We start from the raw sequence: 11,992 nt of genomic DNA, 5'->3' as shown, positions 1-11,992 counted from the left end.
GCGCGGGGCCGACCTCGATGTCCCGCCGGCCCCCGCCCCGCGGGCCCGGGCGGCCGCGTCCGCGGGCGGGCGCCCCCCCCCGCGGCGGCGCGCCGCCGCCCCCCGCCGGTGCCGCTAGCTGCGGAAACGCCCCTCCCGGGAGTAGAGGCAGGTGAAGCAGGCGGGGTCGGCGTTCCAGCCGTCGTCGTAGGAGACCGTGCGGTGCCGCTTGATCTTGCCCGACTTCGTCACGGCCTGGTGGAACCCCGGCGGCACGATGCCCTCGAAGTGCTTCACGAGGTTGCCGAAGATGTTCCGGTAGTAGATCCGGTGCCGGGCCCAGAGGTTGCTGGTCGAGCTCGGCGGGGTGCAGTTGGCGACGTAGCTCTCGGCGATCTTCTGCTTGAAGCCGCCGAAGTCGAACGTGCTGTACGCCTTGGCCGGCAGGCCGGGCACGCCGTCGTCGTGCCAGAGCGTCCAGCCGAAGATCGACCAGGTGCAGGTCGCCGGGCCGGAGCGGACCGCGCTCGCCGGGGCGGTCAGGCCGCCCGCCGTGACCGGCTCGCTGGTGATCCTGCGCCGCTGCAGTTCGGCGGGCAGGTCCGTGCCGTGGTCCTCGACGAGACGCTGAGGGACCGCGACGTCGGGCGGGGTGACCGCCAGGTAGGTCTCCAGGAGGGTGTCCTCGTCGTCGCGGACGATGAGGGGAGCGCGACCGATCATTCCGGTCTGGACCATCCCGACCTCGTCGGACGGGACGCTGTCGGTGAAGGTCACCGACAGCCCGGTCGTGTAGTCGAGTTGAGCCAGGACGATCTCGCGGTCGGACTCCTCGGTGGCGGCAGGGGCCGCGGCCTTGGCCGTGGCCATGGCGGGGGAGGGCGCGAGGAGCAGGGCGGCGGCGACGGCCGCCAGGACTGGGCTGAATCTCATGCGGGCCACGCTAGGAAATGATCTTTCAGTTGCCTTAAAAGCGAGCTCAACGCATGGTCATTCCGACCCGCGTACCCCCTGCCGCCTGCCCGCGCCGGGGGGCGGAGGGCCGGGCACTCCCGTCCTCCGCCCCGATCCACTCCGACGGCTCCGCGGCCTGCCGCCGGCACGAGGGCTCGCAGGGCGTCCGCGAGCCGTTCCGGGGTCGCCAGCCGTGCCGGCCGCGAGAAACGTCCTGAAATCGCCGGACGGAATGTCTCCATCGCCCGATTCCCCGAGTGCGGCGATAATGCCGATCCGGACCATGTCCTCAGTCCGCGACGCGACCGCCGGCGCCCGGCTGATCTCCCATGAGGCCCTGCGGCGTCATACCGCCGCCATGGCCCGGCAAAGATCTTCATCGCTACCTGAACGGCGAACCGGGACAAATAGCGGAGCTTCGCGACACCCGAAAATTCGCAATCTTTGTGGGACGCCATCCCGTCCACCCGGCCGTACCCGTGAACCCTCCAAGTAAGTTGGTCGCTGCCCGCGAATCGGGGCGATTATCGGAATGGAGGCCAAAGATGAGCGAATTTTCGCGATAAGTAAGACAGCCATATCCACCCCCTGTTCGTGGATATCACGCTCTGAATTGATCGCCGTTGTTTTCCGCAGTGGAGCAGATATGGTCACACCCCTTCGGGAAGAGGAACCCTTCCCGCACTCCCCGTCAAAGGGCATGCTGCTGTCGCAGCGAGGCGCCCCCCGCCACGCCCCCGGCCGGCGGCGTCCGGTGACATGCTGGACCATCTGCTCCTTCGCCGACGCGAGCGTCGACGCCGCCGCGCTGGCCGCGCCCGTGCTCGACGCCGGGTACGGCGCGCTGCTCGCCGGCCTGGCGGCGGGGCTGCTCGTGCTGCTGAACCTGGCGGGCGGCACGTACCGGATCCGGCTGTCACCGTCCGTGATGGACGGATGGATGTGGCGCGGCGGATGCGCCACCGCCATCGCCGGCGCGCTGACCGTCGCCGCCCTCGACCACCGGACGACGCTGGCCGTCTGGACGGGCGAGTCGGCCCGGATCGTCGCCGTCTACCTCGGGCTGACGCTGGTGGGGCGCGGGCTGGTCTGCGCGGTGCTGCGCCAGGCCCGCCGCCGCGGCGCCCGCGTGCCCACGCTGGTCGTCGGCTCCGGCGCGCACGCCAGGAACCTCGCGCTGACCCTGGTGCGGCACACCGAGTACGGCCTGCTGCCCGTCGGCGGCGCCTGCGACGTGCTGGGCCAGGCCCCGTACGAGCCGATCGTGGACGATCCGGAGACCCTGCTCACCATGGCCCGCCGGCACCGCGCCCGCGTGGTGGTCCTGGCCCCGCCGCCGGGCGGCGAGGAGCAGACCCACCGGCTGGCGCAACAGGCCCGGCAGGCGGGGTACCCGGTGTACCTGGCGCCGCAACCCGGCGGCGTGCTGGTCGACTTCGTCCCCGCCGGCGAGCACGTCCGGGGCTTCCCGATGCTGCGCATGCGGCCGTTGCCGCAGCGGCGCGCGTCCTGGCCGCTCAAGCGCGCCCTGGACGTCGTGCTGGCGACGGCCGGGCTGGTCGTCAGCGCCCCGGTGCTGGCCGCCTGCATGCTGCTGCTGCGCGGGCAAGGAGGGCCCGGGGTGCTGTTCCGCCAGGTCCGGGTGGGGATGGCCGGGACGCCCATCGAGATCATCAAGCTCCGCACGTTCGCCCCGCTGCGCGCCGGCGAGTCCGACACCCGCTGGAGCATCGACGACGACCCCCGCCTGACCCGCGTGGCCCGGCTGCTGCGCTCCTGCTCCGTGGACGAGCTGCCGCAGCTGTGGAACGTGCTGCGCGGCGACATGAGCCTGGTCGGCCCCCGGCCCGAGCGGCCGCACTTCGTGGAGCTGTTCTCCCGCGGCGACCACCACTACGGACGCCGCCACCGGTTGCCCGTCGGCCTCACCGGCTGGGCCCAGACGCACGGCCTGCGCGGCGACACCTCGATCGAGGACCGGGCGCGGCTGGACAACCACTACATCGACACCTGGTCCCTGCGCCGCGACATCAAGATCTTGATCCGGACGGTCGGCTGCCTGCTGTGGCCGGGACGATCGTGATCAGGACGTCCCTGGCGTCCCTGTGCCGCCTGACGGCCCGTCCCAGCCTGTGGGCCGCGCTGACCGTGATCGCCGTGTGCGTGCCCGCCGGGCCGCAGGCCGCCGACGTCGTCCAGCCGCGGGTCGCCGACCTGATGTCGCTGGGGTTGCTGGCGTCCGTCGTGGTGAGCCTGGCGCGCGGCGGCGCGCGTCCCGGCCGGTGGGCCCTGCTGGCCGCGCCCGCGGCGCTCGCGGCGACGGCGGCCGCCCTCGCGGCGCCCGACCTCCTGCTGACGCTGCCCGGCCTGGCCCGGTTCCTCCAGGTGTTCGTCCTGGTCCCCGTCGCCGTGACGGTGGCCGTGCGGCAGCGGTCCGACCTGCTGCTGGTGGGCGGAGCCGTCGCGGCCGTGGCGATCGTCCAGGCCGGGCTGGGCTGCTGGCAGGCGCTCACGGGCAGCGGCGCCTCCTACGCGGGCCTGCCGATCCGCGCGGTCGGCACGTTCGGCGCCGGCGAGGTCATGGCGCTGGCCAGCATGGTCAGCTTCGGGCTGATCATCGCCCTGGCGGTCGCGCTCACCGGCGGCCCGGCCCGGCGCGCCGCCGCCCTGGTCGCGGCGGCGGCGCTGTGCCCGCCGCTGGTCATGTCGCTCAGCCGCGGCACCTGGCTCGCGGTGGCCTGCGCCGTCGCGGTGATGCTCGTGCTGCGCGGCGCGCGGCTGGCCGCGCGGGCCGCCGTGGCCGCCGTGGCCGCCGCCGTGCTCCTGACCCTCCTGGTCGGGCCCGCCGGCGGGGTCATCGCCGAGCGCGTCGCCTCCATCACCTCCTCGGTGGACCAGCCCGACCGGTCGGTGACCGACCGGTACCAGCTCTGGCAGGCGGCGGCCGGCATGTGGCGGGACCACCCGGTGACCGGCGTCGGCCCCAAGGGGTTCGCCGCCTGGCGGGACACCTACGCGCCGCTGGCCCTGTCCTCCGGCAGCGACGTCGAGGACCCGGCCGGCGGCTACCGCCGCCAGCCGCTGCTGTCCCCGCACAACATGTACCTGCTGGTGCTCAGCGAGCAGGGCCTCCTCGGCCTGGCGGCGTTCGCGCTGCTCATGGGCGGGGCCCTCGTGCGCGCCCTCACCCGGCCCGGCCGCTCCGGCCCGGCCGGGCTGGCCGCCGCGGGCTTCGTGACGTGGCTGGCCGTGGACTTCGCCTACGCCGACATCGGCGGCGCGACGAGCCTGGTCATGTCGGTCATGCTGGGTCTGGCGACGGGATGGACCGGCGCCGCCGCGTCCCCGTCGCGGCGGCCCGCGTGCTGAGCCGGGGCGCGGCCGACCTGCGCGCCGCGGCCCTCACCACGATGCTCGTCGGCGCCGGCTCGGCGCTCGGCTACGTCCGCGACCTGCTGATGGCCGCGCTGTTCGGCGCCAACGCCGACACCGACGCCTTCCTGATCGCCTGGACCGTGCCCGAGACCGCGGCGCCGCTGCTCATCGAAGGGGCGATGGCCCTGTGGCTGGTCCCGCTGTTCAGCACGGCGTCCGGGGCGCGGCAGCGGGCGGCGCTGGTGCAGCGGACGTTGCCCGCCCTGGCCGCCGCGCTCGCCGCCGTCGCCGTCTGCGCCGCGGCCGGCGCGCCCTGGCTGGTGGCGGCGTTGGCCCCCGGCCTGCCCCAGGGCGGGCTGGCCGTCCAGTGCTGGCGGATCTGCTGCGGCTGCATCCTGCCGTTCGCGCTGGCGGGGTACGCCAGCGCGGCCCTGCGGGCCCACCACGTCTTCGGCCCGCCCGCGGCCACCGGCCTGGCCTACAACCTGGCGCTCGTCGGCTGCCTGGCGATCTGGCACGACGCGCTCGGCGTCCGGGCCGCCGCGTGGGGCGTCGCCGCCGGCGCCGTCCTCATGGTGGCCACGCAGGCGCCGGCGTACCTGCGGCGGGTCGGCCTGCCCCGGCGGCTGCCCCGGCGCCTGGTGCTGCCGGTCGCCGCGCTGCTGCCCATCATCGCCTTCACGCTGCTGCGGCAGGGCCAGGTGCTGGTCGAGCGCGTGCTCGCCGCCGACCTGCCCGCGGGCGCGATCTCCCATCTCAACTACGCCCAGAAGATCGCCCAGGTGCCGATGGTGGTCTCGCTGATGCTGGCCACCGTCACCTATCCGCACCTGGCCCGCAGCATCGCCGCGGGCGACACCCACCAAGCCTGGCGGCTGCTGGCCCGCGACCTGGCGGCGGCGGCGGCCGTCACGGTCGCCGCCGCCGCGCTGCTGGTCGCCTTCGCGCCGACGATCGTGGGCGTGCTGCTGCACCGCGGCGCCTTCGACGACGCCGCCGCCACCGCCACCGAGCACGTCCTGCGGCTCTACGCGATCGGCCTGCTGGGCCACACCGTCGTGGGCGTGGTCTGCCGGGCCTACTTCTGCGCAGGAGGGTGGCGCGGGTTGTGGTACCCGGCCCTGTCGATGGCCGCCGGGCTGGCCCTCACCGCGACGCTGGCCGCGGCGCTCGTCCCCGGCATGGCGCAGGGCGGCATCGCGCTGGCCAACGCCGCCGGGATCACCGTGACCGCCGCGCTCATGCTGGCCGGTCTCCCACGCCTCGGCCTGTCGCCGCTGCGGAGGGCCGTCACGACCGTCAGGGAAGGAGAGCGCGTATGAGCACGCGCACCGGCGCGCTGCCGCTCATCTGGATGTACCACTCCGTCGCCGAGCGCGGCGAGGACCCCTTCGACATCGTCGTCACCCCCGAGCGTTTCGCCGCGCACATACGCTGGCTCGCCCGGCGCGGGCTGCGCGGCGTGTCGGTGCGCGAACTGCTGAACCATCCCGGCGACCGGCGCGGGCTCGTCGGGCTCACCTTCGACGACGGCTACGCCGACTTCGCCACCGACGTCGTCCCGGTGCTGGCCGGATACGGCTTCACCGCGACCGTGTACGTCGTCGCCGGCCGGATCGGCGGCCACAACGCCTGGGACCGCGGCGTCAGCCCCCGCCCCCTGATGGACGCCGGCACGCTGCGCCGGGTGGCCGCCGCCGGCATGGAGGTCGGCTCCCACACCCGCAGCCACCCCCACCTGCCGGCCGCCGCCCCGGGCGAGCTGGCCGACGAGCTCACCACGAGCAAACTCATGCTCCAGGACGTGCTCGGCGCCCCCGTCACCGGCTTCGCCTACCCCTACGGCGAGCTGACCGCCCGCGAGGTCGCCGCCGTCCGGCAGGCCGGCTACGAGCACGCCTGCGCCGTCCGTCCCGGCCGGCTCGCCGGGCCGCACGCCCTGCCCCGCCGCTACGTCGGCGACCGCGACACCGCCGCCCGGCTGCTCGCCAAGACCGCCTGCCACCGGCTGCGCTGGGGGCGGCCCCGATGAAGGTCCTGCACGTCATCACCGGGCTGGCCGCCGGCGGGGCCGAGCAGCAGCTGCGCACGCTCCTGCCGCACATGGACTGCGCCAGCGAGGTCGCCGTCCTGACCAGGCCCGGCGTCCTGGCCGACGCCATCCGCGCCGCCGGGACGCCCGTACGCGCCGTCGGCATGGGCGGCAACCGGGACCTGCGGGCGCTGCCCCGGCTCACCGCCCTCATGCGCGCCGGCCGCTACCAGGTCGTGCACGCGCACCTGTACCGCGCCTGCGTCTACGCGCCGCTCGCCGCCCGGCTGGCCGCCGTGCCGGTCGTCGTCAGCACCGAGCACTCGGCGGGGGCCCGGCACATCGAGGGACGGCCGGTCACGGCGCCCGTCCGCGCGCTGTACCGGGCGAGCGCCCGGCTGACGCACGCCGTCGTCGCCGTCTCGCCCACCGTGGCCGACCGGCTGCACGGCTGGGGCCTGCCGCCCTCGCACGTCGTCACCATCCCCAACGGCGTGGACCTGGCCGCCTTCCGCCACGATCCGAGCGCCGCGCGCCAGGCCCGGCTGAGCCTGGGCATCCCGCCGGAGTCGTTCGTCGTCGGCGGGGTCGGCCGCCTGGTGGCGGGCAAGAACTTCCACCTGCTGGTCGAGGCGCTGCCGCGGCTGGACGGCGCGGTGCTGCTGCTCGTCGGCGCCGGGCCGGAACAACCCCGGCTGCGCTCGCTGGCCGAGCGGCTCGGCGTCGGGCGGCGGGTCGTCCTCGCCGGGGAGAGCGTGCACGTGCCCGCCCTGCTGTCGGCCATGGACGTGCTGGCCGCCCCCTCGCAGGAGGAGACGTTCGGCCTGGCCGTCGTCGAGGCGCTCGCCGCCGGGCTGCCCGTGCTGTACGGCGCGTGCCCGGCGATCGACGACCTGCCCCCCGGGACGGTCCCCGGCGCCCGCCGGGTGCCGCCCCACCGGCTGGCCGCCGAGCTGGCCGCGCTCCGCGACGGACCGCGCACCCGCCTGCCGCCGCCCCCGGCCCTCGACCGCTACGACGTGCGCCGGCAAGCCCGGCGCCTGCACGACCTCTACGACCGCCTGCTCACCAGGCGCCACCAGGAAAGGCTGTCATGACTCACCCGGTCCAGCGCGCCGCCGGCGCGCTCCGCACCTGGTCCCTGCTCGCGCTCCCGCTGATCGGCATGGGGGCGGGGCTGGCGTACTCGCTGACCCAGGAGCCCGTCTACACCGCCGACGCCTACGCGGTCGTCAGCTCGGTACGGCAGGGCGTGCCCACCCAGGAAGCCGACTTCGCGCAGGCCTACGCCAGGGTGACCGTCCACCCCGGCCTGCTCGCCGGGACCGGCGACGCCTACCTGGCCGACGGCGAGCTGCTGCGGACCACGCTGCAGGCGTCGGCCTCGCCGGACGCGCCGCTGATCCGGCTGGCCGCCCTCGCCGGCACCCCCGAGGAGGCCGCCCGGCGGGCCAACAGCGCCGCGGCCGCGCTCACCGCCTACGCCAACCGGCACAGCGCCGACACCGGCGTCCGGCTGTCCAGTTTCGCCCCCGCCGTGCCGCCCGCCACGCCCAGCTCGCCCCGGCCCCTACTCGCCACCGCCGTCAGCACGGCGGGCGGCCTGCTACTGGCCGCCCTGATCTGGCTGGCGGCCCCCGCCGGGCGACGACAGGACGACCGGCGGGACGACCGGCAGGTCCCGCCCGCGCGCCGGCCGGCCGAGACGGCGTCGGCATGACCACCGCGATCCGCCAGGGCCCGGACCTGGCCACCGAGGTCGTTACCGGCGCGGAACGCCTGCGCGCCCTGGCGGGGGAGTGGGCCGGCCTGCACGACCGCTCCCCGGCGGCGACGCCGTTCCAGTCGCACGCCTGGCTGTCGTCCTGGTGGGAGACCTACGGCGACGACCCCGGCCTGAACGTGGTCCTGCTGCGCAGACGGGGACGGCTGGTGGCCGCGGCCCCCGTCATGACCGTCCGCCGCGCGGGGCTGCGCGTCCTGCGGCCGCTCGGCGACGACCAGTCCGACTACACGGACGTGCTGATCGAGGACGGCGACCCCGACCTGCCGGCGGCGCTCGGCCGGGCCCTGGCCGAGCTGCCCGGATGGGACGTGCTCGACCTGCCGGAGGTACGCCAGGGGGCCGACGCCGATCGGCTGGCGGCGGCCTGGCCGGGCCGCTCCTGGCGGCTGCCCGCCTCGACCTGCGTCGAGCTGCCCGGCGTCCCCCTCCACCAGCTGCTCGCCGGGCTGCCCGGCCGGAACGGCACCAAGCTGCGCCGCGAGCTCAGACGCGTGGACGACGCTCCGATCCAGGTCCTGGACGTGCCGGCCGACGAGGCCGAGCACGCCGTCGCGCGCCTGCTCGACCTGCACGCCCTCCAGTGGCAGGGCCGCGGCATCAACGTCGAGCACACCAGGCCGCGCTTCCACGCCCACCTGGCGCGGGCCGCCCGGCGGCTGGTGGCCGACCGGCAGGCGAAGCTGACCGAATACCACCTGGACGGCCGGGTCGTCGCGGTGGACCTGCTGCTCGTGGGCAAGGACTTCGTCGGCGGCTACCTCTACGGCACCCATCCCGACCTGCGTGGGCAGCTGGACGTCGTGACCATGCTGCTGCGCACCGACCTCGGGCTCGCGCACCGGCTGGGCCGGCCGACGATGTCGCTGCTGCGCGGAGCCGAGTCCCACAAGACCAAGTGGGGCGGCCGGCCGGCGGTCAGCAACCGGCTCCTGCTGGCCAGGACGCCGGCCGCGACGCTCTACGCCCTCGCCGCCCGCGCCCGGGTGGGCGGCCGGGCGCTCCGGGACCGCTGGGCGGCGCTCGACCGGGCCCTGCGCAGGCCGCGATGACGACCTTCACCCCGCACGCCCCGCGCGTGCTGCACGTCAGCCAGCCCACCGAGGGCGGCGTCGCGGCCTACGTCGAGAGCGCCTGCGCCGACCAGCGCCGGCGGGGCTGGACGGTCGCCGTCGCCGCGCCGCCGCGCGGACCGCTCGGCGAGCGGCTGGCCGCCCTCGGGCTGCCGCATCTGCCCTGGCCCGCGGTACGGGCGCCGCATCCGGCCGATCTGGCCGCCGCCGTCGTCCTGGGCCGGATCGTGCGCCGGTTCCGTCCCGACGTGGTGCATCTGCACTCCTCCAAGGCCGGGCTGGTCGGCCGGGCGGTGTTGCGGGGCCGCGTGCCGACGCTGTTCCAGCCGCACGGCTGGTCCTGGCTGGCCGGCCGGGGCACGCTCGCCGCCGCGGCCGTCTCCTGGGAGCGTGCCGCCACCCGGTGGACGCAGCTGGTGCTCTGCGTCGGCCAGGGGGAGCACCGGCAGGCCGGGGACGCGGGCGTGCGCGGGCCGCTGGCCGTCGTCCGCAACGGCGTGGACCTGGCCCGGTTCCGTCCCGTCATGCCGGACGAGCGCGTCGCCGCCCGCCGGGGCCTCGGCCTGTCCGCGCACGGGCAGCTGGTCGTCTGCGTCGGCCGGATCACCCGGCAGAAGGGCCAGGACCTGCTGGTGGAGTCCTGGCGGCAGGTCGCGGCCCGGGTGCCGGACGCCTGCCTGGCGCTCGTCGGCGACGGGGACGGCTTCGCCCGCCTGCGCCGCGACGCGCCGCCCGGCGTCCTCATGCCGGGGGCCGGCGCCGATCCGCGGCCCTGGTACGCCGCCGCCGACCTGGTCGTGCTGCCCTCCCGCTGGGAAGGGCTGCCGCTGACCGTGCTGGAGGCCATGGCCTGCGGGCGGTCCGTGGTGGCGGCCGCCGTCCCCGGCCTCACGGAGGTGGTCACCCCGGCCACCGGGGCGCTCGTCGAGCCGGAGGACCCGCGGGCGCTGGCCGCGGCGATCGTGGCCCGGCTGACCGGCCCGGCCGTGCGGCGCGCGGAGGAACGGGCGGCGCCGTCGCGGGCGGCCGAGTTCGACCTCCGCGTCACCCTCGACCGGCTGGCGGCGCACACGCTGCGCCTGGCCCGGCCGGGTCAGGCCGCGGGCGCGGGCATCGAGGTGACGGCCGGGCGGGGCTGAGACGTCGGCGACCCGCTCCCGCTCGGCTCAGGGGAGGGGGCGGGCGTGGGCGGGGACGCGGGAGCGGGGGACGTGGCGGGCGGGGTGGTCGGCGGCGCCGACGGACCGCGCCGGAAGCCCGGGTCGCGCATGAGCTGCCGGAACACCTGCGACGACCGCGGGTTGGCCGGGCACTGCCAGACGCCGTGCGGGCAGTAGTCCACGATCGAGTGGTAGGCCACGTCGTGCCGGGCGATCCAGTCGAGCATGGCGCGCACGAACTCCGGCCGGTCCCCGTACCGGAACAGCCCCCACTCGGGGAAGGAGATCGGCTTGCGGTGCGCGGCGGCGAAGTCGGCCTGCGCCTCCAGCCCGTACGGCTGGTCGACGTAGTCGGCGAACCGGTGGCCGGGGCCCTGGTCGTAGCTGTCCATGCCGATGATGTCGACCACGTCGTCACCGGGGTAGCACTCGGTCCAGCCGATGGCGTCCGGGCCTCGGTTGGGGCTGAAATCGAAGCGGAAACGCTGCCCGGGCACCGCCCGCATCACGGCGACGATCCGCCGCCAGTACGCCTGCCACGCCGGCGGGTCGGCCGAGCAGCGGCTGGAGTAGGTCAGGCCGTTCATCTCCCAGCCCGGGACGATCACCGTGTCCGCCGCGCGCCCGGCCACCAGCGTCCGGGCCAGCCGGTCGAAGTACGGGTCGAACGCGCCGTCCGCGCCGGCGTTCAGCAGCACCGACACGGCCTCGTCCGGCAGGTCGCCCTCGTTCGGCATGACCATCGGCACGTTGAGCACCAGCATGCGCCCCGGCTTGGCCGCCCGCCACCGCATCCACGGCTGCAGGACGAAGTCCGGCCCGCCGAGCGCGTTCCACGCCTCGCCCGGCACGTACGTCCGCCCCACCCGGACCTCCGCCCCCAGCCACGACTCGAACGCGCCCAGCAGGTGCGGCCCGCGCCAGTCGGAGGCGAGGAACACCCCGAACGGCACGGACGACAGGTCGGCGCGGGCGGCGGCGGACGGTTCCTTGGCGCGCTTGGCGCTCAGCGCCGGCGGGATCACCGCGGCGATCACGGCCAGCAGCGCGCAGACCCATGCCATCCTCACGGTCATCGCCCGCCCCCTCCCTTACAGGGTGTATCAGCTCACGTACCCGGAGAGAGGACGATGGTGATCAAGCCACTGCAAAGTGATCGCCGCGGATGCCGGGGCCGCACGTGGCCGGGGGCCGTAAAGCATTGGAGGGCGGCGGCCGGCGGCCGGTAGGGTGCCGATCATGGCTTGCCGCATCTCCGAACTGATCGTCCCCGCCCGAGACGCCCACGGCCTGGCCGCCTTCTGGTGCGAGGTGCTCGACTTCGTCGTGCTCGACACCCCGGACGACGGCTCGGTGGAGATCGGCCCGCGGGAGGGGTTCGGCGGGTTGCAGCCCACCCTGGTCTTCGACCCCACCACCGAGCCCAAGGCAGGCCCGCTGCGGCTGCACTTCGACGTCAACGCCACCGACCGCGACCAGGCCGCCGAGCTCGACCGCCTGCTCAAGCTCGGAGCGCGGCCGGCCGACGTCGGCCAGACCGGCGAGGAGCCGTGGCACGTCCTGGCCGATCCCGAGGGCAACGAGTTCTGCCTGCTGCGCGCCCGCCTGAGCTGACCGCCGCACCCTGCCCCACCCC

The 11,992-nt window shown here is 75.7% G+C and carries 11 protein-coding genes; 9 read left to right on the top strand and 2 right to left on the bottom strand.

All coding sequences use genetic code 11. From position 1 onward, the window contains the following. Positions 1–114: 114 nt before the first annotated feature. Positions 115–912, bottom strand: coding sequence for a hypothetical protein (locus ABT158_RS23920; protein ID WP_352356790.1), 798 nt, complete (start codon positions 910–912; stop codon positions 115–117). A gap of 721 nt (positions 913–1,633) precedes the next feature. Between ABT158_RS23920 and ABT158_RS23915 the strand changes: the two genes are divergently transcribed. Genes ABT158_RS23915 through ABT158_RS23880 form a run of 8 tightly spaced genes read left to right on the top strand, consistent with a single transcriptional unit; the run spans position 1,634 to position 10,335 of the window. Continuing rightward, positions 1,634–3,016: an exopolysaccharide biosynthesis polyprenyl glycosylphosphotransferase gene (locus tag ABT158_RS23915; RefSeq protein WP_352356788.1), complete on the top strand. Its 1,383-nt coding sequence runs from the start codon at positions 1,634–1,636 to the stop codon at positions 3,014–3,016. Beyond that, positions 2,998–4,302, top strand: coding sequence for an O-antigen ligase family protein (locus tag ABT158_RS23910; RefSeq protein WP_352356786.1), 1,305 nt, complete (start codon positions 2,998–3,000; stop codon positions 4,300–4,302). Before ABT158_RS23915 ends, ABT158_RS23910 begins: the two co-directional genes overlap by 19 nt. After that, complete coding sequence (locus tag ABT158_RS23905) at positions 4,257–5,630, top strand: lipid II flippase MurJ (RefSeq protein ID WP_352356784.1); 1,374 nt, start codon at positions 4,257–4,259, stop codon at positions 5,628–5,630. Before ABT158_RS23910 ends, ABT158_RS23905 begins: the two co-directional genes overlap by 46 nt. Further along, a complete protein-coding gene (locus tag ABT158_RS23900) occupies positions 5,627–6,340 on the top strand; it encodes a polysaccharide deacetylase family protein (RefSeq protein WP_352356782.1) in 714 nt (237 codons plus the stop codon). The genes ABT158_RS23905 and ABT158_RS23900 overlap by 4 nt, the downstream gene beginning before the upstream one ends. Then, entirely contained in the window at positions 6,337–7,437 is a 1,101-nt protein-coding gene (locus ABT158_RS23895; protein WP_352356778.1) for a glycosyltransferase, read from the top strand. The genes ABT158_RS23900 and ABT158_RS23895 overlap by 4 nt, the downstream gene beginning before the upstream one ends. Continuing rightward, complete coding sequence (locus ABT158_RS23890) at positions 7,434–8,060, top strand: YveK family protein (RefSeq protein ID WP_352356776.1); 627 nt, start codon at positions 7,434–7,436, stop codon at positions 8,058–8,060. The genes ABT158_RS23895 and ABT158_RS23890 overlap by 4 nt, the downstream gene beginning before the upstream one ends. Further along, on the top strand, positions 8,057–9,175 hold the full coding sequence (locus ABT158_RS23885) for a GNAT family N-acetyltransferase (RefSeq protein ID WP_352356774.1): 1,119 nt from the start codon (positions 8,057–8,059) through the stop codon (positions 9,173–9,175). Before ABT158_RS23890 ends, ABT158_RS23885 begins: the two co-directional genes overlap by 4 nt. Then, entirely contained in the window at positions 9,172–10,335 is a 1,164-nt protein-coding gene (locus ABT158_RS23880) for a glycosyltransferase (RefSeq protein WP_352356772.1), read from the top strand. The genes ABT158_RS23885 and ABT158_RS23880 overlap by 4 nt, the downstream gene beginning before the upstream one ends. On the opposite strand, the gene ABT158_RS23875 is transcribed toward ABT158_RS23880, so the two are convergent. Then, complete coding sequence (locus tag ABT158_RS23875; protein WP_352356770.1) at positions 10,290–11,432, bottom strand: glycoside hydrolase family 26 protein; 1,143 nt, start codon at positions 11,430–11,432, stop codon at positions 10,290–10,292. The two genes, ABT158_RS23880 and ABT158_RS23875, sit on opposite strands and share 46 nt — an antisense overlap. 163 nt (positions 11,433–11,595) lie before the next feature. Here ABT158_RS23875 and ABT158_RS23870 point away from each other — a divergent pair, with 163 nt between their 5' ends. After that, on the top strand, positions 11,596–11,970 hold the full coding sequence (locus ABT158_RS23870; protein WP_352356769.1) for a VOC family protein: 375 nt from the start codon (positions 11,596–11,598) through the stop codon (positions 11,968–11,970). Positions 11,971–11,992 lie beyond the last annotated feature (22 nt).

Origin of the sequence: Nonomuraea sp. NPDC001636 (genome assembly GCF_040298265.1) — a bacterium.
In the GTDB taxonomy this organism is placed as follows: domain Bacteria; phylum Actinomycetota; class Actinomycetes; order Streptosporangiales; family Streptosporangiaceae; genus Nonomuraea.
This window is presented reverse-complemented; position numbering and strand designations above follow the sequence as displayed.

Excerpts from the sequence above, each read along its gene's own strand:
- ABT158_RS23880 (WP_352356772.1), top strand. The coding sequence starts at position 9,172 with ATGACGACCTTCACCCCGCACGCCCCGCGCGTGCTGCACGTCAGCCAG.
- ABT158_RS23905 (WP_352356784.1), top strand. The coding sequence starts at position 4,257 with ATGGACCGGCGCCGCCGCGTCCCCGTCGCGGCGGCCCGCGTGCTGAGC.
- ABT158_RS23895 (WP_352356778.1), top strand. The coding sequence starts at position 6,337 with ATGAAGGTCCTGCACGTCATCACCGGGCTGGCCGCCGGCGGGGCCGAG.
- ABT158_RS23870 (WP_352356769.1), top strand. The coding sequence starts at position 11,596 with ATGGCTTGCCGCATCTCCGAACTGATCGTCCCCGCCCGAGACGCCCAC.
- ABT158_RS23920 (WP_352356790.1), bottom strand. The coding sequence starts at position 912 with ATGAGATTCAGCCCAGTCCTGGCGGCCGTCGCCGCCGCCCTGCTCCTC.
- ABT158_RS23885 (WP_352356774.1), top strand. The coding sequence starts at position 8,057 with ATGACCACCGCGATCCGCCAGGGCCCGGACCTGGCCACCGAGGTCGTT.
- ABT158_RS23915 (WP_352356788.1), top strand. The coding sequence starts at position 1,634 with ATGCTGCTGTCGCAGCGAGGCGCCCCCCGCCACGCCCCCGGCCGGCGG.
- ABT158_RS23890 (WP_352356776.1), top strand. The coding sequence starts at position 7,434 with ATGACTCACCCGGTCCAGCGCGCCGCCGGCGCGCTCCGCACCTGGTCC.
- ABT158_RS23875 (WP_352356770.1), bottom strand. The coding sequence starts at position 11,432 with ATGACCGTGAGGATGGCATGGGTCTGCGCGCTGCTGGCCGTGATCGCC.
- ABT158_RS23900 (WP_352356782.1), top strand. The coding sequence starts at position 5,627 with ATGAGCACGCGCACCGGCGCGCTGCCGCTCATCTGGATGTACCACTCC.